Below are 22,683 nucleotides of genomic sequence, written 5' to 3' on the forward strand. Positions count from 1 at the left end.
TATACACATCTTATAGGTGGGGATGATATTTTAAAATCATGAATATTAAGTAGAAGTATTTAAAGGAGGAACTTTTATACAATGAATAAAACATTAATTAAGTTATATCAACCGAAGAATGGCGTTCTGAATGTACCTTATCAACCAGATGAAACAACTGCTATTATTGAAAATCCACCACGATTCACTTGGATGCCAGCAAAACTAGAAGATGATGTTTATATAGTAGAAATTTCAACACACCCTGAATTTAAACTTGAAAACACATTATCCTATAAACCTGTTTACAACAACTTATTTACACCTGACAAAGTGTTAGATCCGGGAAAATATTACTGGCGTTACGCGCTGCTTGATAGTCAAGATCATGACACAATCATCAGCAACTGGAGTGAAATTCGTCCATTTACTCTTTCAGAGGGCTTACCGGAAACACCTTTAACGGGTCGAAAAACACGCTATGAAAATGTTAGCTTAGCAAGACCACGTCTATGGTTAACAGAAAAGGAATTACCTACATTTCGTGATCAACTAAAAAATGATCCCTCATACTGTCATTGGGATGCCTTTTATAAAAATTCGGTAGAAAAGTATTTATCCCTTCCCTTAATGGAAGAACCTTCACCCTACCCAGGTCATGTTCGAGTTGCTAAGTTATGGAGACAGATGTATATGGATTGCCAGGAAGTACTTTATGCAATTCGTCATCTCAGTGTTGCTGGTGTAATTTTGAATGATGAGGAAATTATTGAGAAAGCAAAAGAATGGCTTCTCCATGTAAGTACATGGGATCCTAATGGTCCAACTTCACGAGACTATAACGATGAGGCTGCATTTCGTGTTGCAGGAGCACTTGCATGGGGTTATGACTGGCTCTATTCCTATTTAACTGACGAGGAAAAAGTGCTTGTGAAAGAACAACTTTTCATTCGTACCAAGCAAGTTGCTGTACATGTCATGGAACATTCAAAAATCCATCAGGTTCCTTATGATAGTCATGCTGTCCGCTCTTTATCATCTGTACTCATTCCATGTAGTATTGCATTATTTGAGGATGCCCCAGAAGCAAAAGAATGGCTTGATTATACATTGGAATACTATAGCGGCCTATACACTCCTTGGGGTGGTGCAGATGGTGGATGGGCAGAGGGACCACATTATTGGTTAACAGGAATGTCCTATATTATTGATGCAATTAACTTAGTTCGTAAATTTAATGGCTACAATTTATATGAACGTCCATTTTTCCATAGGACTGGGGATTTCCCTTTATACGTTTATCCGCCTAATACAAGCAGAGCAAGCTTTGGCGACCATGCAAATTTAGGAGAGTTACCAGGCCTCAAGGTTGGCTATAATATTCGCCAATTTGCGGGTGTTACGGGAAATGGCTATTACCAGTGGTACTATGAACAAATAAAGGAATACGATACAAACCCATATGATAAATTTTACAACAAGGGATGGTGGGATTTTTATTTTGATGACATGATGTATGTTCATGACTATCCTACCGTTGAAGCAATAGAACCAAAAGATATCCCGACTGTTAAATGGTTTAAAGATGTTGGATGGGTAGCTATGCATGCAAACTTGGATAATCCGGATGACCACATCATGTATTTAACGAAGAGTAGTCGTTATGGCTCAATCAGTCATAGTCATGGCGATCAAAATGCCTTCGTACTTCATGCATTTGGTGATCCACTTGCAATCCATAGCGGCTATTATATTGCGTTCAATAGTACGATGCATAATAACTGGCGCAGACAAACAATATCTAAAAATGCAATTTTAATCGATGGAAAGGGTCAATATGCAGAAAAAGATAAATTTCATGCGATTGCGGCAAATGGCGACATTAAAAAGGTAGAAGAACATGATAGCCATGCATATGTTTGTTCCGATGCAACTCAAGCGTATCAGCATTATGTTCCGTACTTAACTAGTTATATACGGGAAACTTACTTTGTTGATCAATCCTATTTCGTTGTCATTGATTCTATTAGTCTAGAGCAAGAAGCTGAAGTTGACTGGCTTATTCATAGCTTAAACGAAATGGACCTTAAGCAGCAATCGTTCGTAATTAATGGAGAAAATGCCTCATTAGATGGACGCTTCATTTTCTCGTCAAGTGGTGAGCTAAACCTGACCCAATATAACGATTTTCCAGGAGTAGATCTAGCTGAATTAGAAGGGGATTCTGTTCACTGGCGTTTACAAGCAAAAACACAAGCAGCAAAGCATCATCAAATTGTAACTCTATTACATCCAATGAAGAAACAAGAGCCAAAATATGTCTCCTATTCTATGGATGATCAAGGGTATTCCAGGCAGTTTTACTTTACAGAGGATGGTAAAACATTCCGAATTGAGAAGGAGAAAGTATTTTAAATACTAGCGTTTTTAATTATCTAACGACACTCAATGCAAATAAAAATAGAGGTGGAATATGAAAAATAAAACCATGTTTTCCATTGCCCTTAGTATGTTAATTGTCTTAAGTAGTGCCTTACCATTTCTAAATGATTTTATTCATGCAGAGGAAACGCCATTTAACTACCCAATTATCAATGTGGAAGCAAGTTCACATGATGGTAATCTACCAGAAAATACAATTGATAATAACTTATCAACTAGATGGTCTGCACAGGGTGTTGGCGAATGGATTCTGTATGATTTAGGCACTATTCAGGAAGTAGGGTATCTAGGAATAGCTTTTCATAGTGGCGATATTCGGAAAACGACAGTTGATATAGAGTTGTCTGTCGATGGCGTGACATGGAATAAAGTTATTGACCAACAGGAAAGCAGTGGCAGCTCTCTAAATTTAGAAGCATATGATTTTGAAAATCAGAATGCTCGTTATGTACGGATAGTTGGCTACGGAAATTCAAGTAATGATTGGAATAGTATAACAGAAGTTCATGTCTATGCACCATTTTCAGGCGGTCCAATTGTTGAAGAAATAGAAATAGTCCCCCCTGGACCAAAGCCTGATGCTGATCCTTTCACTGTCCCGGGGCTTTATTATCCGGATGGGAAAAAATATGTTCCACATAAACCAAACGAAGTTACAGGTAGGACGCTAGATGTTACCGATTTCGGTGCGGATGTTCGTAATAATGAACAGGATGATACTCCAGCAATTATTGCCGCAATCGAGGAAGCAGAATTTGGTGATGAGGTTTATTTTCCGGATGGTACTTATAATTTAATAAGTACGATGCCAGCGGATGTCACAGCACATTTCTATCTGAAAAATGGTGTCAATCTTCGTGGTAACAGTGAAAAGGATGTAGTGCTCGTATCCTACTTTGACTCAAAAGAAGTTCCAAGTAGTAGGGTGATTGCTTCCTATGGAAAACATGATGTTGTCATTTCAAACATGACGATCACTTCAACATTTGATGGCTCCTATTCAGAAGACCCAGGAGAAAATAATCCTGAACATGGTGGACCTGGCTATGGTATATTTATTGCGGATTCCATTGGACAGCCGTCTTATCATATTACGATAAATCATGTAACAGTTGAAAAGTTCAAACGAATGGGTATACGAATTGAGAAAAGCAACAGAAATATCATCGAGAATACGACATTTAGAAATGCCACAGATGTTGGTGGTGGTGGCGCTGGATATGGAGTATCTATCCAGGGCATGCCTGGTATTGACAGACTTGGACATCCAAATGATACCTATTTTAATATCGTTCGAAATAGTCAATTTGTTGGTCCGTATATTAGGCATGGCACATTAATTCAGTACTTTGCCCATAATAATTTAATTGATGGTAATCAATATACGGATATTATCCATGATGCAATTGATTTACATGGTCAAGGGGAATACTTAAATGAAATTAGCAATAACAAAATTGATGGCGTCATACGTGGTGGTATTGGTGTTGGAAATACTGGTGGAACTCCGCCGAACTCTCATTCTTCATCGGGACCGGGGAATTATATTCACCATAACACATTGACGGATACACGCGATGGAATCACTGTTATTATGGGATCCCCAGATACCATTATTGAGAGTAATACAATTGTCAACACAAGAGGACCTGAAAATGCTAAAGGGATTTATTTAAAGAATGCCCCGCGCACGATTGTAAAAGAAAACAAGATTATCAATAATAAGGCACCTGGATTTTGGGGAATTGTTGTTGCTGAGGATTTCGGTGATACAAGGAATGGCAATAAAGGTGCCGGAATTCCTCAAGACATCGTTATTGAAAATAATAAGATTGTTAATAATACAAATGGGATGAAGTTAGAAGCAGGAAAAGGGTTAATCGTCCAAAATAATTTGGTTAATAACAATCAGCAAGAAGACTTTGTCGACCTTATTTCTAAGGAAGAGAACGATGACGATGAGGTTGATTATACAATTTATACCCTCAATCCAGCGGGTGACGCATTAATTGATATTGAACGACCTGACAGCAATTATGGAGTAATTAATCAAGAGCTAATTGATGCAGGAGCAGCAGATCGAAACTACTATAAGTATTTTAATATTAAAAGCAATGCAGACAAGTCAAAAGGTAGAATCGCCTACTATCAATTCGATATTGCTGATTACGAGGATATCGACCAAGCAACATTCCAGTTAACCGGAAAAATAGGGAGCAACACGACGTCTGTATCACTTGCAATCTATGGAATTACTAACAATGACTGGATTGAAGAAACATTAACTTGGCGTAATGCACCAAATGTTGCTTTAGATACCGTAGAGGTAACTGGACTAAATGAGACTGCATTTTATCTAGGAACCATAACTGTAGACCAAGCTGAAAATAGTAAATATAGTATCGATGTTAGTTCCTTTATAGAAGAAGGAAGTAATCAGAGTGTTAGTTTAATGGTAGTAGATATCGAAGGACAAAATGGGAATGTTAATTTATATTCTCGAGATGAACAGAATACTGCAAGTTGGCCAAAACTGGTTATTGGCGCAGTAGAGGACTAAGTTGAAAAAACCGCTAACCTACAAGGTTGGTGGTTTTTTGTACGCTAATTACAGGTGCCTGTGTTAGAAACTATTCTGTGTATTCAATGTAATTGCATAAAAATAGAAAGGGGATACCGACTATATAACACTTTGTCGATATTCCTTTGTTTTTTATCCGAAAAGTGTGAATATTTAATTTCAGGTACCTGTGTTGGAAACTATTCCGTGTATTCACTGAAATTGTATAAAAATAAAAGTTGGATATCGATTATATAATGCTTTGTCGATATCCCTTTGTTTTTTTATCCAAAAAACATGAATGTTCATAGTTGCGCCTGACACAGGTACTTTCCAATAAGCGCTAAGAAAATAGATTTTTGGCCGAACGAAACCATAGCTTCATATTGGTAATTTTTGAAACTCAACAACCACAAAACAATATAATGGTGTTTTTCCGCAACGTGAAAATGAGCCCGTATATTGGGAACTTGAATGAAAATCATATTCCCACAGTATATTTGACTGATAGGTGAACTTGAAGTTTGATTCCACTACGCATAAGTAAGGGGTGCTTGATTACAGGTACAAGTCACGAGAACTGTAAATGTATTTATTCAGTTGTCTGGGATAGACTATTCTGCATATCAAATATAAATGCACCTTGCATAGTGATCGAAATGATAACGGTATCTAAAGTAGGGCAAGCCGATTCGTTAGAAAACTATTGTTCTTAGGTCTATAATGAGTATATATTCACGTATGACAAATACTAACAACAGGAGAGATTCATATGGAAAACTTTTCGAATAAAGTAGTATTAATTACGGGAGCTGCGGGTGGAATTGGTATGGCTACAGCTAAAGCTTTTGCAGAACAAGGTGCAAAACTAGCATTAGTCGACCTAAATAAAGAAGCTTTAGAAAAAGCAGCAAAAGATGCAGGATTAAACGATGCTTTATTGCTGACGGCAAACGTAACAAACGAAGATGAAGTGAAAAAGTTTGTTGATGACACAGTTGAAAAGTACGGAAGAATTGATTCATTTGTAAATAATGCTGGTATTAACGGTGAATTTGCAAATATTGTCGATCAAACCGTTGAAAACTATAAAAACGTATTAAATGTTAACGTTATCGGGGTATTCCTGGGTCTAAAACATGTCATGAAAGTTATGATTGAACAAAAACAAGGTTCAATTGTCAACCTAGCTTCTAATGGCGGGTTGCTTGGTGCACCTGGAATGAGTTCATATGTAGCTTCCAAGCATGCAGTAATTGCCTTGAATAAAACAGCAGCACTTGAAGGTGCAGAACACGGCATTCGTTCAGTTGCAGTTTGCCCATCTGGTGTGGACACGCAAATGATGCGTTCTATCGAAAAGAATGCAATGCCTGGTCAAGAAGAAGAAGCCAAATCAGCATTTGCAGCAACAGTCCCAATGAATCGCTATGCAGAAGCATCAGAAATTGCAGATTTAATCACTTTCTTAGCATCTGATAAAGCGTCATTCATATCAGGATCTTACCACCGCATCGACGGTGGACAAGGCGCTACTTCGGTTTAATTTAATTAAGAAAAATTATTCAACAACAATTGCATGAAACAAGGGGATACCGACTATACAACACGTTGTCGGTATCCCTTTGTTTTTTTATCTGAAGTCATGAGTTGTCATAAATGCACCTAACAGATACTTTTCACTACCACGCCGGGAACAAGTACCATTTAAATACTAGGATTAACTTGATAGAGTAGTTTCAATATCTGTCTGTTATAATATCTGAAATGTGACATAGGATATGTTAGGAAGCTACTTTAAAGTTTAAGATGGGGGATGGATAGTGTGCTTTTTTGTAGTGAGTGTGGCAAGGAATGTGCTGAAAACACCAATTTTTGTTCTACATGTGGGAATTCGCTAGTCTCTTCTTCCAATTCATTAAAAACTGATTCAGTATCTACTAATGGAAATGTAATGAACAATGGATCTGTATATGCTATCTTAGGATGGGTTTTCACTGCTATAGCAATTTTGTTTTTCCCAATCTTATTTGGTGGTGGTGGCGTTATATTTGGATACTTGCATAGTAAAGTTGAGAAAACGCACGGAACCATCATTATGATTTCAGCAATCACATGTGGATTATTCGGAACAGTCTTAGGCGCAGGTTTATGATGCAGATAGTTTAACTCAGGACCTATAGTTGATTTCAGGTGTCTGTGTGGGAGACTACTGGGCATATTCACTACAATTGCATAAAACAAGGGGATACCGACTAAACACATTGTCGGTATCCCCTTGTTTTTTATCTGAAATGGGTATGTGAATTGGGAGTTAATTGTTAATGACAAGGTCAAACCTCATGATATAATAGACCTAGTATAAAATGTAGAATGATAGAAAAAGAGGGATTTTTTTGCAGTTTAAGGGTAGAATCTTCGCCGTCATTATTGTTGGGCTTTTTAATGTACTTCGTTTTTTTTATTATAATGTTTATATCGGTTTACCTTTTAAGATGAATTTCTTTGTTTTAACAGCAATATTTTTATGGATTGCCTGGTGGTGTGGAAAGTATTATGATCGAGCGGAATACTTTTCGAAGAAAGATCCTTTAACAGATACTTACAATCGCCGGCAAGCGGAACAATATTTTGAAAAACTTTCGTCAAAAGATGATGAAAAGTTGGGTGTTCTAATGATCGATCTTGATGATTTCAAGAACATCAATGATACATATGGTCATTTAATAGGTGACGAAGTATTACTAAATTTCGCGACGGGTTTAAAAAAAGTTGTCGCAAAAAAGGACATAGTCATACGATGGGGAGGGGACGAATTTATTATTCTTGTCCCTAGTATGTCAGAGGATGTTAACATGACAACGATCGAAGCGTTCGAAGAGGACATTAAAAACAATCTATCCAGTGATTTACCCCCGATTGGCTTATCCGTAGGCTTCGCGCTTTACCCGGATGACGGAGAAGATTTTCAACAACTTATACGACAAGCTGATTGTGATATGTATGGGAGAAAGGGAAATTTACATCATAACCTGAAGAGATGAACCGTCAATTAACAGGTAATACTGCAGCAATTGATTCTTTGAAGATGACGTTTAAAGATTCTTATACACATCCAATGCTAGAATAGCTTGGGGATGAAAGGTTAATCTCTTGTTCACTGCACATCAAAGAGAAAACCTTGCTGAGCAATGCGTAACATATTTAGAGCCGTTAATCATGTTTTTGCAGTGTTTAGCGGAAAATAAAATAATTATAGAAGAAATAGCCGCATTGGATGATAATGTGGCTATTTATAATGTAATTATTCTATGGAAATGCTACTTGCTAGGATAAAAGTATTGCAGGGAGTTTAGATGCCGGGTGTAAAGGCTTGGTCCAGACACATCAATTTTCAAAATATGCAGAATATTCATTGACTGTGTTAGAATTATCCAATAGTATATTGGTGAGATGTCAAGTGATAGTGTCAGGTACCTGTGCTAGAGACTATTCTGCACATTCACTACAATTGCATGAAACAAGAAAGGAAATGTTGGTTTTATAACGCTTTTTTGATTTTCTTTTGTATTTTCATCCGAAGTCATGAGTTGTCATAATTTCACCTTGCACAGGTACCTTTCACTTAGAAAGATCATCTTGAACACACTTTTCAATTAGATTTTGTATTTCTTTTGTTTTCAATGTGAAATGGATCTGGGCCTTATTGATTTGCCTCCAGGAAAAGTTTTTGTCGTTAAGAACATTGTAACAAAAAGGCAGTCAATATGGACTTTATCAAAATCCATTCGTACAAATTACTATTTATTATTAATCTTATAGGAGGAATAATATGTTTAATATTCAGAATGTTGCTTACTCTTACGACAAAAAAAATACTGTTCTAAACAACGTAAGTTTTAATTTAAATAAAGGAGAACTATTAACAATTGCTGGCCCTAATGGAAGTGGAAAAACAACGCTTATTAAGTTAATAGTAAATTTACTTAAAATTCAAGAAGGGGCTATTTCCATTAATAAAACTTCCCATGATAACCCATCGTTTAAAAAAGAAATTATATATTTATCTAGTGAGGATTTTTTACCGGATTTTTTAACAGGTAAAGAATATATAGAAATGATATGTGATTTTTATGATACACCATTGGATAAAGAAAAGTTATCTCGGTTAGTAGAGTATTATTCTTTAGATTCTAAATTAGATCAATTGATAGAAAGTTACTCTCATGGAATGAGGAAAAAGATTCAATTAGTTAGTGCATTTATGATTAACAATAAAATTATTATTATAGATGAAACATTGAATGGTATAGATGTGGAAGCAAAAGAAGCAACCAAACTATTATTTGTACAATACAAACGACGTGGTGGTTCCATAATAATGTGTACCCATGATTTAGAATTAGTTGAAGAGATAGGATATAGGGTGTTACTCATAAATAATGGTGTAATATATATAGATGATCTTATTGAAAACATTCTCAAGACTGGTTCTAATTTAACAAATGTTTTTAAAGAACTTATAGATTATGAGGGCATGAAAAATGAAATTGAAAAATATTTTTAATTTACAAAAGCTATATTTCCTATTTATTTTAAGAAGAATTCTAAGTGTGGGTATAATAAAAGAGAAAATATTTAAAGCTTTCATCTTTATTGCTACAGTAGTAACTATTACGGTAACCACAGTTTTTCTATATAATTTTTTAGATGACACCGATGTTTTCGAACAAATTGACTTTATATATTTTATTATTAAAATGCAAGGTGTAAATATTATCGTTTGGACGATGATTATATTCGTTTTTACTAGAATTATTTTCTTGAAAAAAGGGGATTTCTTAAAAATAACAAATCAGTTGCCAATTACACATAATGAAAGAAATAGTTCATTTATTATTTTTGAATTGCTTATGTCTTTAACTATTATTTTTGTAATTAGTATCGCCGTTATTATTGCAGTAGTATTACGCACTAACTTTCACTATATTCCTTTACTAATTTGCACAATTTTTTTTACGAGTTTAACAGGATATTTATTATTACAACTGATTAATTCCATAATCATATACGTACTAAATTTAATTAAATTCGAAAAAGTAAGTGCACTCGTTTCAATTCTAAGTTTTATTGTTATGTTGGCAATATTATATCTAGATATAATGCATTCTATAAAAAATATAAATTATAAAACTGGTGAATTTAATCATTGGTCCCAATTTTATATAGAATTGTATAGTAATTATGGATTTATTGTTACATCCTTAATTTTTGTAATAATCATTTTTGTGCTATTAATGATCATTCTTTATATTCCTAATAATTTCGGATCAGAAGATAATCTATATTTTAAAATTAAAAAGCCTACTAAACTTAGACTAACCATGTTTAATTTGTATATTATACAAATATCGAGAAGAGTGGAAAACATAACAACTCTTATAATTGCATATTTTTTATCGATTTCTTTGCTTTCTCTAGATATATTGAATCCGTTATATGCCATGTTTTTAGTTACTACATCAGGACTGTATATTTATAGTCAAACTGATTCAATTAGAATAAATTACTATAGATTTAACTATAGTGCAATTAAAGATTATATTAATCTAATTATCAGTCAGTATCTATACATTTTAATAACTTCATTACCAATATTGATATTAGGGCTTATTATAAATAAAGGTAACGTTAATCTTTATGATACTCTAATTATTTTTGGTCAATTACTTTTAATAATTATACTTTCAACTTTGATTGGAATTCTATTCCCGGCAAAAAAGGACAATCCATTCTCACCTTTTATTGGATTTTTAATAGTCGTAATAATTTCAGGATTTATATCATTAATAATACAATTCTTAAATTTATCAAAACTGTACAATAGCATATTAATGATGATTTTATATATTTTCGTTATACACATAAGTTGTTTGGGATTAAAAAAACTAAAGGAGGAGTTTTTACATGAAGATAGTTAATATTATCATTGGAACTCTAGTGTCAGCTGTGATAAGTACGTTAATAATCGTAGTATTTAGTTTGATCAAGCTGATGTTCACTTATGATGAAGTTGGTTATACAACATCATTTTTCAATTCGTTATTTGTAAATGTCGAGGAAAATACCGAGGGCTGGGATTTATATACAAGTCTAGGGGTGAATACCGAAAATTTAACACCTATTATTTTAACGATTATCTTTTTTTGGTTTTTCTATTTAATTTTAACTAAGATCTATATAGATAGAAAAAATAAAGTAATAGATAGAAAAAATAAAGTAGAAAATGTACAGTAAAATATTATGGTAGATAAAAAAATAAATATTTAATTTCAGGTACCTGTGCTAGAAACTATTCTGTATATTCAATACAACTGTATGAAAATAAATGGGGATACCGACTATATAACGCTTTGTCGTTATCCTCTTGTTTTATTATCCGAAAAACATGAATAGTCATAGTTGCTCCTAACACAGGTACCTTTTGATTATCCAATGACGCACATTATAGGTACCTTTTAAAAATTGCATAAACAGAAATAGGAAGTCAACCAGATCAAAGTTTGGTTGACTTCCGTTTGTATATTTATTTAGAAATTTAAATTGTCATAAACGCATCTCGAATTCAAGAATTGATAGTGTCCTGATTAATTACAGTTACATCAAAATTCATGTTCTTCTCCGAATCCTAAAACGATAACTTCTGTTTTATCATAGTCTTCTAATAGCTCGGCCAATTCCTGGTCTCTATCCATCATTTCAGTAACAATCGGAAATCCTGCTAATAAGAGATCATAGTTTTTCTGGGAGGCGGCAGTTTCTTTGGTAGGAAAAGTATGACTTGGGATAACATATTTCACTTCCAATAGATTTTTAACAGTGTAGGCTGCTTCTTTTGGTCCCATGGTGAAATGACCAGATGAGGACAAAATAGCGACTGTTGGTTTATATATATCTTGAATGAGCTTAATATCCAACGTGACAGCAGTATCTCCAGAATGATATAGCGTCAAGGAATTTTGAAATTCAAAAACATAACCAGCCGCTTCGCCCGCATACATGGGGGGGCCTTCGGTTTCACCATAAGATGAACTATGCTTTGCCGGCACCATTGTAGCAATAACGTCCTCTAAAGTAATGGCGCCACCAAGATTAATTGGATAAACATTCTCCATACCTTTTTGCATTAAAATAAATGCTAATTCATATTGCGCGACAACTAAGAGCTTGGAATTGACTGCCACTAATTTGTCGAGACCACTTGTATGGTCAAAATGTCCATGTGTAAGAAAAACAGCATCAATCGACTTGTAAAATTCATCGTTGTCTAAGCTTTCTGGAAACCCTGGATTCATGTCAAAGAATGGATCAATCAGATATCTTTTTCCCTCGTTGCTTTCGTATAGAAACATAGCGTGGCCTAAACGTAATATCTTCATTATAAATACCCTCCTTCAAATTAACCCTCATAAAAGGATTTGCAGTGATTCAGTTTCATGAACAAGTGTATGAAACGAAGGTTAAGTTTAGGTTAAGAAATAGAAACTAATATTTAGGTGCAATTTTAGGTGTTTGCATTTACCTTGATTTCATTGTCACTTCGCGGTTCTGGTGATGAATGATGTGTTAATGTCTGTAAATCATTATATCTCGAGAGATAAATCAGCAGTTTAATAAAGATGGCAAAACGTTGAATGGGGACTTGGGCTCTAATCTCTTTTCAAGATAAACAAAAAACACTGGAATTCCCTCGGGGGATATTCCAGTGTTATGGATTTCTTAAAAGGTGCTTCCTGTTCCATGTTTATTGCAAAATTGATCCGCCATCAATTATTAATTCGCTTCCCGTTACAAATTTGGATTCGTCGGAGGCTAAGTATAGAACTGCATAAGCAACATCAGTTGGTTGACCAAGTATATTCAAAGGGATACCCGATAGTGCTGCTTCTTTACCTTCTTTGGTCCCTACAAATTCTTTGATCATTGGTGTTTCAATGGTTCCCGGATGGACAGAATTTGCGCGTATATTATATTTTCCATAATCTAAAGCTATATTCTTTGTCAAAAGTCTGAGGCCGCCTTTAGATGTGTTATAGGCAGGATTCCCAAGACCATAAATACCAGAAAGAGATGAAATGTTGACAATACTACCTGCCCCCGCTTTTTTCATTTCCGGAATAACAGCTTTAATGCCTAAAAACGGTCCTTTTGCATTAATATCCATGATCAGATCCCATGTTGATACTTCTATATTCTCAACGTTTTGCATAATTTGACCTGTAATACCAGCATTATTTACGAGTATATCGATTTTACCGAATTCACTTATTGCAGCATCGACCACCGATTTCCATTCATCTGCAGATGTAACATTATGTTTAACAGCAATTGCTTTGCCGCCATTTGATTTGATATCCTCAACGACACTCTCCAATAAATCAAACTGCAAATCAGTCGCCACAACTTTGGCACCTTCATTTGCAAATAATCTTGCTTCTTCTGCTCCTTGGCCACTAGCCGCACCTGTAATAATTGCAACTTTACCATCTAATCTTCCCAAAATAATCTCCCCTTTTAACTGTTTTTTTAAGAATTTATTAGTGATAGTGAGACTATCACTATACAGACTATTATAATATGTTTGTTAGTGAAACTCAAATAATAGGGGGGGTTTCGTTGATGCCTTGATAATCACTCTATACTCTAGTAATCTTTTTAATAAAGGTGGAGTTTGTAGCATGAGCATAATAGGTGGAGACAATAAGTCTGGATTTAATAAAAGACTTAAACGACAGACAAACATAATTGATGCTGCGGAAAATATTTTTAGCAGGCAAGGATTTGAAAAGACAACCATGCAGGAAATAGCTGATGAGGGAAGCGTAGGCATTGCGACAGTTTTTCGCTATTTTCCTAAAAAGGATAAACTGATTGTGGCAGTTGCGGTAAATATATTAGAAAGATATATCACGATTTTCCAAAGATATGCCGATATGGAGGTTAGCTGTTTTGAAAAGGTGGACAGATTGTTTGATTTTTTCATCGCTCAAAACAAGCCCGAGAACATAGTAAACGCTCAGCTGATTGAAGCGTTCGAAAGTTATGCTTCTCTTTTAAATGAGCCCCTTGAGGATATTGCTGAATATAATAAAGCTCAAAAAAACATATCAAATATATTTGCCGCGATCGTTGAAGAAGGTAAAACAGATGGTTCCATCCGCTTAGATATCCCAACTTGGGAAGTGCTAAGCTCGATTATGAATGCTTTTGGTATTTTCTCAAGGAAACTTTCTTTATTTGAGAATATCCCTTTATTAGAATCTGATTTACCTCCCGAAAGCCAATTAACCATCATCAAACAGATATTCATGGCGTATATAAAAGCGAAATAATTGGTCGCATAAAATAAATAATAGATGGAATTAGAGATTGAAGGATAGAACAAGAAGCTTATAAGTATATGGATGATTATAGTCGGTTGTTAATGCTATAGAGGGGTTGATAAATGTTTTAGGCACCATGTTTGGTTGAAGGTAAAGGATGTGAGGTAGATGGGAAAAACTTTTGATTAATTGCTTTGCTACCCTTTTGCTAAATATGCCTGAAAGTTTATTATTAATCATCTCAACTAATGCGATGTGGGCGGTTTTGATTCTGGTAGTCTGGTTGACTAGGCCAATAAAAAGAACGCTAGTATATAAACAATTAAAAAGTGACCTATAAAAAATGTGCACGCTTCTAAGTATAGAAACGTGCACATTTTTTTTACTTCTTCAAGTAATTGATTAGATTTTCAGCTTGTTGAGTCAAGTTTTCCTTTGCATCCACAGTTATATGTTGTTGCATTGGCTTATTATTCATATGCTTAAGGAACTTTTCTACAAAGTCTGCTGCTTTCTGTTCAGATCCTTTATTCAGATGATGTTCAGCTTGTTTTAAACTATTTTGAAGCTGATTTACTAATGGTCCACGTACATCGTTTGAATTGATATATGCCTCTAATTGCCCAGACAACTCAGCTAATAGTAATTCAGCTGATTGTTCAGGCTCAACTGGGACAACTTCTTTTTCATAAGTCAGTTGGAAATCATCGTAGTATACACCTTTTGTTGTAAAGAAGTTAGACGCTCCTGCAAATAATCTAGCATATTTAGCACCTTCTGGAGCTTGAACAGTAGCGTTGACAGTTTGCCATTTACCATGTCCACTACGAATATGAATAATATTCACACCATCTTTATCACTTCCAACTTGTTTTCCAGCTTCATCAAAATAACGTAAGAAGAAGCTTGCACTTCCATCTTCTAAATACATTTCAACAGAACCTGTATAGTCAACACCTGCTTCGATTGGTAGTAAGTCGGATTGAACAAATACTGTTTCAGTTGTGGAAGTATCTGTGACTTTTAAGCTTTTCTCATCACTATTGCTCTTTTCCTCCGAGACTTCAAATGACACGTTATCCGTTATATTTGCAAATAAGGATGACCAGCCTGGGATTGACCCATCTTCATTTAAATCCTCTTCAAATCCTGGATTAAGAATGGGTACATGCACAGTTTCATATTCAGGTACGACTGGTAATTTACCACCATCAATTACAGGAATCATTTTTAAGTAATTTGGTTCATTAATAAAGTAAATGTTTTGATTACCTTCCGCATCGTATGCCAATTCCATAAAGGACAGTTCTGCTCCAGTATCAATTAAGCTTACATGATCTAAATCAGCTGAATTAGGATCAACGACCGCTAACTTTCCGCCAATATCTGTGTACAATAATCCATCATCACCAAAATGAATATGAACTGGTCGCCACATTCCCCGTTTAATAATATTCGGGTAAATATTTTTATGTTTCACAATTTCATACGTATTGGGGTCCATTGCAAATATAAAACCATCAACCGCTCCCCATAATAATCCTTCGTCATCAAACGTCAAACCACTAATCATCGGTGACTTCCCAAGTCCTGGTAGTTTAACTTCAAATTCTGTGATTTTTTTCTTACCTGCGATATCCCAAACAAACATTTTTGCATTGTCTGCTGTTGGTGCAATATCTAAGCCACCCCGAATTGTCGTAGAACCATAAATTTTTCCATCTTTCGTTGCTAGTCCTACAATACTATGATCTTGGACGACGTTTCTATATGTCTCTCTTTCCTCTGTTTCAGGATCATAAATTGTTAATGTACCACCTAATTTTTGATAATCAGGAATTGTCCCTATTAATAACTTATCATTTTCAAATTTCATAATGTATGGACGATCCTGTTCATAAACATCTTTTAAATTGAAGAGGGTATTCATTTTCAATGTATCGGTATCCATTTTTTGAATAACTGCACCTGCATAAATTCCAAAATACATATCTGATCCATTCCCAGCAATCATACCTTCAGCTTGTCCTTGCGCATATGATAGGAATTCACCAGTTTTTGTATTATATTGTGCTCCCCTAGGTCCACCAGGATATGTCGTCATATATAAATTCCCGTCTGGTCCTAATCCTAAGTTATGCAAATCTAATGGCTGATCCCCACGAATTGCTAATGGTAAAATTTCCTTTGTTTTCTCAGCAATGTTAATCGTCAAGAGTTCTCCATTTCTTTGGAAATTTACCAAGCGGATATCCTCTTTACCATCTTCACTGAAATCTGAAAAACTTAAGCCACGCCAACCTGCTGCGTTATCAATTCCAGTTTCTCGTGTCTCTAACGTCTCTACATCAATCTCTAGAACTTTTCGGTCATTAATCACATATGTTTTATTATTATGGACAGGTAATTGTGTGAACCCGAAACTGCCAAAATCCTCAACTGAGCCATCATTTTTCTTTCCAATGACGACGTCCTCAACCCATTTATCCGCAACTAAGTCATAAAATACAATTGCAGTAGCATCACTAAATCTGACGGCTAAAAATTCGCCTACCACCGCCATATCATAAGCAAACCCGATATCTTTATGATCCATCTCTAAAATTTCTGGTACATTTTTTGTGATATTTTCCTTATCAGTTGAATCATTCGCATTAATCTTATAAACGCTCCCAGTGACACCTAACCCCGCATAAATATACCCATCATAATATGCAAGAGAACGGACATAACTACTATCACCTTCGTCATCGATTTTTCCAAAATCAACAAATTTGTTCAAAGACGAGTCATACTTAAAGATTTTTCCTTCGCCTTCTTTGTACGTCCCGATATAGACATTACCGTCTTCATCTGTCGTACTACTCCAAAACTGATGGGCGGCATCTGCAACACCATGATTCGTGACCGATTTAGTTTCGGGTGAATAACTCCATAACGTACCCACATTCCCTGCCGCTAACCCCGCAATATACACTGTTCCATCTGAAGCAACGGAGTGCGTCCATACTTGTGAAATCCCTGCCAGTTGTGCTGTGAATAGCACTTTATTGTCCACGACATCAACTGCACTAAATGTTCCGCCGTTAGCCGTGGTATAACCAACACTTCTTCCATTTTCAACACCAAAGACAGCAGAAGTTAAGACAGCCCCAGTTGCTGGCATACCTAAATTTACTTCTTCTTTGAAACCGCGATCCTTAAGTTTAGCAACCACATCCTCTTCCTCAGTTGTTGCAGCCAAGCTACTAAATTGAAATGAGCTAAAGACCAATAATAAAATTAAAAGACTTGAATAAATAACTTTTAAATACTGTTTTTTCATTTAAAATCTCCTTATTATTAATGTATTTTAGAGCGATGGAGAATCAAGATAATAAGAGAGCGCTTACATATAATGCGTCAAAACACCTCCAGAATCATTGATAATTTAGACGAAATAAGAGTTATCTTCATCTTAAATAGAAGGCTATCAGAGTGCTTTTATATAGACAAGTCTTTAAGAGGTCTTTAATCTAATGAGTTAGACTATTTTCATATTTTTGATTTATTGGCATTTAAATGTGTATTTTAAAGGAGTGAGTGAGCTATTAAGGTATTACTGGAAAAGGATATGAATAGCTAATCCATAAATCAATTCTACTACTACGATGCCTATACATGCCGATGAAGGATTCCTTCTCCTTTTGTCGAATTGGGTAGATAGAAGGAAGGGGCTACCTTGACTTTATTAAAGAATCTACCGGAAGGTTCAGTTGCTTATGGATAGGCACTCAAAGTTAACAAAGGGGGATGATTTAATCATGCAAGTAGATGAGTTATTAAAAATATATAAAAAGGTTTTCAGCTTGAAAAATGGATATAAAAGAACTGTTAAGTTACATAAAGTGGTACTTTTCTTTGTAATACTAACAGGGGCAATGGGTGTTGCACTTATTATTAGTAGTATATTCTTCAAAAAAATTATTTTTCTTGCTATAGTACTTTATCTTGCATGCTGTGTAATAGTAAGTCTAGTAATTCAGTTCATTTTAAAGCGGAAATATAATGATGTTCATTACTTGGAAAAGGAATCAAACGCTGAATTTATTGATAAAACTTATCAGACTTTAAATCTTGATTTCCGAGATGATAGGGTACTAAATACAATCGAGGACTACTTAAATTTTCATTGGAAAAAGGAGAAGAATAAAGTATCATTCCTAACTCTATTTAAACCTGGGATGTCTTGGATAATAATTATTTTCCCGATTTTACTATCATACTATGTTAAGGAGATTGATCATGATGTCATGTATTTTCTTGTAATATGTTCAATATATATTCTCGCCTTTATACTTATGTTTTATGTAGTTAAAATAGATATAAAGAATCGCTCGAAAGATAATTTAATAATGGGGATGTTAGAAATTTTAAGTGATCAAAAAATCATTAATCTTCGCAGAGACTTGGCGATAGATGTTATAAGTCTAGTACTATCAAATGGGCATTTTGATAAACTCTCCAAAGAGATATTAATTGATGCAGGGTATCAAAATATTGTCGAACAAAATATGTCACAGTATATTTCTTCATTAAACTCAATTAAAGAAAATATGGATGCGAATAAGCTACAAGACGTTATTAATGACTGTAATCATTTTATTGAAAATAAGTTTGAAGAGAAATAGAAGAGGTTGGTTTAATGAACGATAATTCCTTGCCTTACTTTTACTGTTATGAGATTATTTCAAGAAGGGTGCAAACTTAAGTTTCAGGTGCAAGACACTATTCAGATAATCAATTACATATAACAAAAAAGGGATATCAACTGTATAACTTTTTCGATATCCTTTTGTTATTCAAATTCTTGAATTGTCATAATCGCACTATGCCACCATTAATCTTCCCTAAGTCATTCGAATAACTCCGCTTTGTCATTGTCATCTGGTCCAACTAATTTTGCAAGCACATCTTCATAACCGTAAATACCACCGCAATCTTACGGTAGGCAAGCTAGTCGTTCCTCATCTTGTCCGAGAATCTTCTGTTCTGATCTTTTCCAGTATAATCCTAATGTCTATTCATCGCCGAAGTTATCTGTGTACAGATAGCCTTCTTTGATTAGGGGTTCTCGGTCCATTGTTTTACTCGGATGATAATTTAATCAGTTAATTGAAAATCGAATCTTGACGCTATGGCGATTATTGGATAGAGTTACTTATTATCGATAGATTTATTGAGTATTATATAAGTTCAGAAGAACAGGAATTTGAAATACATATTGTAAGCGCTTTACTGAACAGCTGTTAGACTTATGCGAAAAAAGGATTGAATTTATTGGAGGGGAAAATGTGGAGAAGATAGCGGTAATTGGCTGTGGAACTATGGGGCATTCTATTGCACTTAGTGCAGCTTGGGCAGGATATGACGTGAAGATGCAAGGGATAGATATTGCAGATGTAAATAGGGGACTGGAAAGCATCCAGGTTAAATTACAAGTGCTCATTCAAAATGGGTTAATTGACGAAGTGGAAGCGCAGTTGATAAAAGCTAGAGTTGAAACGACGACATCGATTGAAGAACTTGTAGTGGGGGCCACTTTTATAATTGAAGCTGTTCCAGAGAATATTGAATTGAAGAAACAGCTATTCAAGCAGTTAGATAGTTTATGCAGTATGGATGTTATTTTAGCGAGTAATACTTCTGCACTGAGTCCAACGAAAATTGCTTCCGAGACGAATCATCCAGAGCGAACAGTGATTACACACTTCTGGCATCCGGCACATCTTATTCCATTAGTTGAGGTTGTCCGTGGTAATAAAACAAATGATGCTACTGTAAAGAGATCATTGGAATTGATGATCGAGATGAACAAAAAACCGATTGAAGTAAAAAAGGAAGCACCTGGATTTGTCGGGAATCGTCTGCAATTCGCCCTTCTTCGAGAGGCGCAACATATTTTGGAGGAAGGCATCGCGTCTAAAGAAGATATTGATGCGGCTGTTGTTTACAGTATAGGACGTAGATTACCTGTAACGGGTCCAATTTTATCCGCAGATATGGGTGGGCTGGATGTGTACCAGGACATATCGAATTACTTGTATAGTCATTTATCTACCACGCAAGAATCATCGCCTAGCATGAGTGAACTTGTAGATGAAAATAAGCTTGGAAATAAATCAGGTGAAGGCTATTATAAGTGGGATACAGCGTTCTCTGAAGAGGTGAATAATGCGAGAGAAAAGGAGCTTATTCGCTATTTAAAACAGGATATGGGTAGATAAGAAGATGTTCAGATAACATTTAATTACTTCAACTAAAATGTGCGCTTATCCCTTGTCCCTCGCTTGGGACAACGTATGCTATTGAGAAGGGAAGTTTGTGTTAGAAGATTGTAAAATGCTGCTTTCATGAGTCCTTTCTCACATACGGGTAAAGGAGGTTTGGACATGTCAATATTTTATGAAGATGAAATACGAAAAGTAAAAGCCAAAGCCAGTCCGTCTGAGTTAAAAGAAATCTATTCACAAGATCCGCGCGTTAATGGCAAGATGGAGAGTAGAAATAGACAAGTTTTGCTTGACCCTAGCACACGGAAAGATGAACGCTGGCGGTAAGTTTAAGGTGCCAATACAAGACACGATTCCCAAAATATCATATAAATGCATATAACTAAAAGGGATATCGACTGTATAACATATTGTCGATATCCTCTTGTTTTTTATAACGTCGTGAATTGTCATTATTCAATTTTGAACGGGTACCTTTTCACTGATTGTTTCTACTGGACCCGGTTTCCGTTAGTGTCAGTATTTAAGCCCATGATCATCAGTATTTCAAATGCAGACATAGTTGGTAGTCGATTTGCAAATGTGATAGCGCTTTCACGATTCAAGAATCCAAATGCCTCGATTTCGTTATCTATGCTAAATTCAGTGGGCTTTCTTATCAAAGAATATAATCTAACGACATGGCTAATGACTTCGGGATATGTATTTTGAATGATAATTAGCACAGCTGGTCCTTGCCCATTTTCGCTGATACAGATTTCATGTACTTCCATATTGTCGGCGTCTTCTAGTCCTTCTAAGTTCAGTTCTACTTCATCCTTCAACATTTACATACTCCTCTACAAATTAGTAAATTATAGTACAGTGGATAGCTTGGCATTAACCCCAGCAAAAGCTTCAATTTGTTTTTGTTTAAAAAGCATCAGTAATTCAAATGCAGGCATTTCAGGAAGTTCATTCGCAAATTCAACAGCAGCTTCATAACTACGGAATGAGAAACTGTCGATTTGACCGTCGATGACTAGTTCTCCCTTTTCTTTTTTTAAGGCGTACAGTCTGACGACGTGACTAATTCTCCCAAGGGAAATCTCATGTATCATAATGATTGCTTCCCGACCATCCCGACCGCTTATGAAGTTATGTGCCTCCATATTCTTTCCTGCGATATCCCCTAAATTCAGCTTAAGATCATTCCCCAACAATCCCAATTCCCCCTTGCAATCTCTCTGTAGAATATACAAACTAGTGGCTATACTCCCACTATGATTATAGAACATTCTGCCTATAGTTGTCGATAACTATTTTTCAGAATTCGTAAAATAAACAATAATTTTACAGAAATGGATTGTCGACTAAAAAATATAGTCGACAACTCATTTCTAATGTTCTTTATATAGAAGGAACTTCTTTTGAAGAACTCTCTAATACCTCTCTCAATTTCACCAACATTCGTTGTCGTCTTTTTTTTATACCCGCAACAGAAACACCAGCTTTTTCAGCACACTCAGATTGCGAAAGCCCTTCAACGAAAAACGACTGGATAAATTCTCGTTCAGCATCATTCAAAACTTTAAATGCAAGACAAAGCCGATCGGACCATTCATCGATTGTTTCTGGACTTTCAATCTCATTCAAAAACTCCAACACATCTTCCTCGGTTTGCATCACATTCTCCTCAAAGTGAACCTCCTTCTTTATCAAATCGAGCATAGCCCCTCGAATACTCCTAGAAGCAAAGGGTGCAAAATGACCTCTCTCTTTCTCATAACGTGTCCAAGCCTGCCACAAAGCAACGCGACCAGCCTGCCGAAAACTGTCATGATCACGGTATATATTCAGCTGTCTCAAAGCTGCAGAAATCATTGGTTCATATTGCGTAAGTACCTCTTCAAAGTTTTCCAATATACGGCCCTTTCGACCGTGCACGATACAGTTATTCCCGGGTAAGACAATCGTAGAATATTACTCGAACTGAGTCGAATCGATAAAATTCACAAATACCCGTTTATTATTGAGTTTTGTATGTATTTTTAAAGCCTGGTTAAAA

Annotated in this window: 18 protein-coding genes; 12 read left to right on the forward strand and 6 right to left on the reverse strand. The window is 35.3% G+C overall.

What is annotated here, in order from left to right:
• Positions 1 to 81 precede the first annotated feature (81 nt).
• The 8 genes from AC25Y1_RS05310 (at position 82) to AC25Y1_RS05345 (ending at position 11,278) form a co-directional block, all read left to right on the forward strand.
• The gene (locus AC25Y1_RS05310; protein WP_488146909.1) at positions 82 to 2,394 is read left to right on the forward strand and encodes a DUF4962 domain-containing protein; all 2,313 of its coding nucleotides are present in this window, start codon (positions 82 to 84) and stop codon (positions 2,392 to 2,394) included.
• 58 nt (positions 2,395 to 2,452) lie between these two features.
• Complete coding sequence (locus tag AC25Y1_RS05315) at positions 2,453 to 4,981, forward strand: DNRLRE domain-containing protein (protein WP_488146910.1); 2,529 nt, start codon at positions 2,453 to 2,455, stop codon at positions 4,979 to 4,981.
• Between the two features lie 772 nt (positions 4,982 to 5,753).
• On the forward strand, positions 5,754 to 6,527 hold the full coding sequence (locus AC25Y1_RS05320; protein ID WP_488146911.1) for an SDR family NAD(P)-dependent oxidoreductase: 774 nt from the start codon (positions 5,754 to 5,756) through the stop codon (positions 6,525 to 6,527).
• A gap of 408 nt (positions 6,528 to 6,935) precedes the next feature.
• Positions 6,936 to 7,136 carry a hypothetical protein gene (locus tag AC25Y1_RS05325; RefSeq protein WP_488146912.1) on the forward strand — a complete coding sequence of 67 codons (201 nt, stop codon included), beginning with the start codon at positions 6,936 to 6,938 and terminating at the stop codon, positions 7,134 to 7,136.
• A gap of 241 nt (positions 7,137 to 7,377) precedes the next feature.
• Positions 7,378 to 8,025, forward strand: a complete 648-nt coding sequence (locus AC25Y1_RS05330; protein WP_488146913.1) for a GGDEF domain-containing protein — start codon at positions 7,378 to 7,380, stop codon at positions 8,023 to 8,025.
• Positions 8,026 to 8,813: 788 nt separating this feature from the next.
• The gene (locus tag AC25Y1_RS05335) at positions 8,814 to 9,548 is read left to right on the forward strand and encodes an ATP-binding cassette domain-containing protein (RefSeq protein ID WP_488146914.1); all 735 of its coding nucleotides are present in this window, start codon (positions 8,814 to 8,816) and stop codon (positions 9,546 to 9,548) included.
• A complete protein-coding gene (locus AC25Y1_RS05340; protein ID WP_488146915.1) occupies positions 9,526 to 10,962 on the forward strand; it encodes a hypothetical protein in 1,437 nt (478 codons plus the stop codon). Before AC25Y1_RS05335 ends, AC25Y1_RS05340 begins: the two co-directional genes overlap by 23 nt.
• Positions 10,949 to 11,278 (forward strand): hypothetical protein, encoded by a 330-nt coding sequence (locus tag AC25Y1_RS05345; protein ID WP_488146916.1) that lies wholly within the window; start codon positions 10,949 to 10,951, stop codon positions 11,276 to 11,278. The genes AC25Y1_RS05340 and AC25Y1_RS05345 overlap by 14 nt, the downstream gene beginning before the upstream one ends.
• A 365-nt stretch (positions 11,279 to 11,643) precedes the next feature.
• Here the strand turns inward: AC25Y1_RS05345 and AC25Y1_RS05350 are convergent, their stop codons facing one another.
• Together AC25Y1_RS05350 and AC25Y1_RS05355 are read right to left on the reverse strand one after the other, a co-directional pair.
• Complete coding sequence (locus AC25Y1_RS05350) at positions 11,644 to 12,420, reverse strand: metal-dependent hydrolase (protein WP_488146917.1); 777 nt, start codon at positions 12,418 to 12,420, stop codon at positions 11,644 to 11,646.
• A 365-nt stretch (positions 12,421 to 12,785) separates the two neighbouring features.
• Positions 12,786 to 13,541: an SDR family NAD(P)-dependent oxidoreductase gene (locus tag AC25Y1_RS05355; RefSeq protein ID WP_488146918.1), complete on the reverse strand. Its 756-nt coding sequence runs from the start codon at positions 13,539 to 13,541 to the stop codon at positions 12,786 to 12,788.
• A gap of 178 nt (positions 13,542 to 13,719) precedes the next feature.
• Here AC25Y1_RS05355 and AC25Y1_RS05360 point away from each other — a divergent pair, with 178 nt between their 5' ends.
• Positions 13,720 to 14,373 (forward strand): TetR/AcrR family transcriptional regulator, encoded by a 654-nt coding sequence (locus AC25Y1_RS05360; RefSeq protein ID WP_488146919.1) that lies wholly within the window; start codon positions 13,720 to 13,722, stop codon positions 14,371 to 14,373.
• 373 nt (positions 14,374 to 14,746) lie between these two features.
• Here the strand turns inward: AC25Y1_RS05360 and AC25Y1_RS05365 are convergent, their stop codons facing one another.
• Positions 14,747 to 17,689 (reverse strand): FIMAH domain-containing protein, encoded by a 2,943-nt coding sequence (locus tag AC25Y1_RS05365; protein ID WP_488146920.1) that lies wholly within the window; start codon positions 17,687 to 17,689, stop codon positions 14,747 to 14,749.
• A 478-nt stretch (positions 17,690 to 18,167) separates the two neighbouring features.
• Here AC25Y1_RS05365 and AC25Y1_RS05370 point away from each other — a divergent pair, with 478 nt between their 5' ends.
• The 3 genes from AC25Y1_RS05370 to AC25Y1_RS05380 all read left to right on the forward strand — a co-directional run bounded on the left by AC25Y1_RS05370 (position 18,168) and on the right by AC25Y1_RS05380 (position 20,963).
• Positions 18,168 to 19,034 (forward strand): hypothetical protein, encoded by an 867-nt coding sequence (locus AC25Y1_RS05370; RefSeq protein WP_488146921.1) that lies wholly within the window; start codon positions 18,168 to 18,170, stop codon positions 19,032 to 19,034.
• Positions 19,035 to 19,697: 663 nt separating this feature from the next.
• Positions 19,698 to 20,630 carry a 3-hydroxyacyl-CoA dehydrogenase family protein gene (locus AC25Y1_RS05375; protein ID WP_488146922.1) on the forward strand — a complete coding sequence of 311 codons (933 nt, stop codon included), beginning with the start codon at positions 19,698 to 19,700 and terminating at the stop codon, positions 20,628 to 20,630.
• Positions 20,631 to 20,795: 165 nt separating this feature from the next.
• The gene (locus tag AC25Y1_RS05380) at positions 20,796 to 20,963 is read left to right on the forward strand and encodes a hypothetical protein (protein ID WP_488146923.1); all 168 of its coding nucleotides are present in this window, start codon (positions 20,796 to 20,798) and stop codon (positions 20,961 to 20,963) included.
• A 164-nt stretch (positions 20,964 to 21,127) separates the two neighbouring features.
• Here AC25Y1_RS05380 and AC25Y1_RS05385 read toward each other — a convergent pair whose 3' ends face one another.
• The 3 genes from AC25Y1_RS05385 to AC25Y1_RS05395 form a co-directional block, all read right to left on the reverse strand.
• Complete coding sequence (locus AC25Y1_RS05385; protein ID WP_488146924.1) at positions 21,128 to 21,463, reverse strand: hypothetical protein; 336 nt, start codon at positions 21,461 to 21,463, stop codon at positions 21,128 to 21,130.
• Positions 21,464 to 21,490: 27 nt separating this feature from the next.
• Positions 21,491 to 21,838: a hypothetical protein gene (locus tag AC25Y1_RS05390; protein WP_488146925.1), complete on the reverse strand. Its 348-nt coding sequence runs from the start codon at positions 21,836 to 21,838 to the stop codon at positions 21,491 to 21,493.
• 187 nt (positions 21,839 to 22,025) lie between these two features.
• Positions 22,026 to 22,499, reverse strand: coding sequence for a sigma-70 family RNA polymerase sigma factor (locus tag AC25Y1_RS05395; protein ID WP_488146926.1), 474 nt, complete (start codon positions 22,497 to 22,499; stop codon positions 22,026 to 22,028).
• Positions 22,500 to 22,683 lie beyond the last annotated feature (184 nt).

Source organism: Sporosarcina sp. Y1009, from assembly GCF_057669865.1.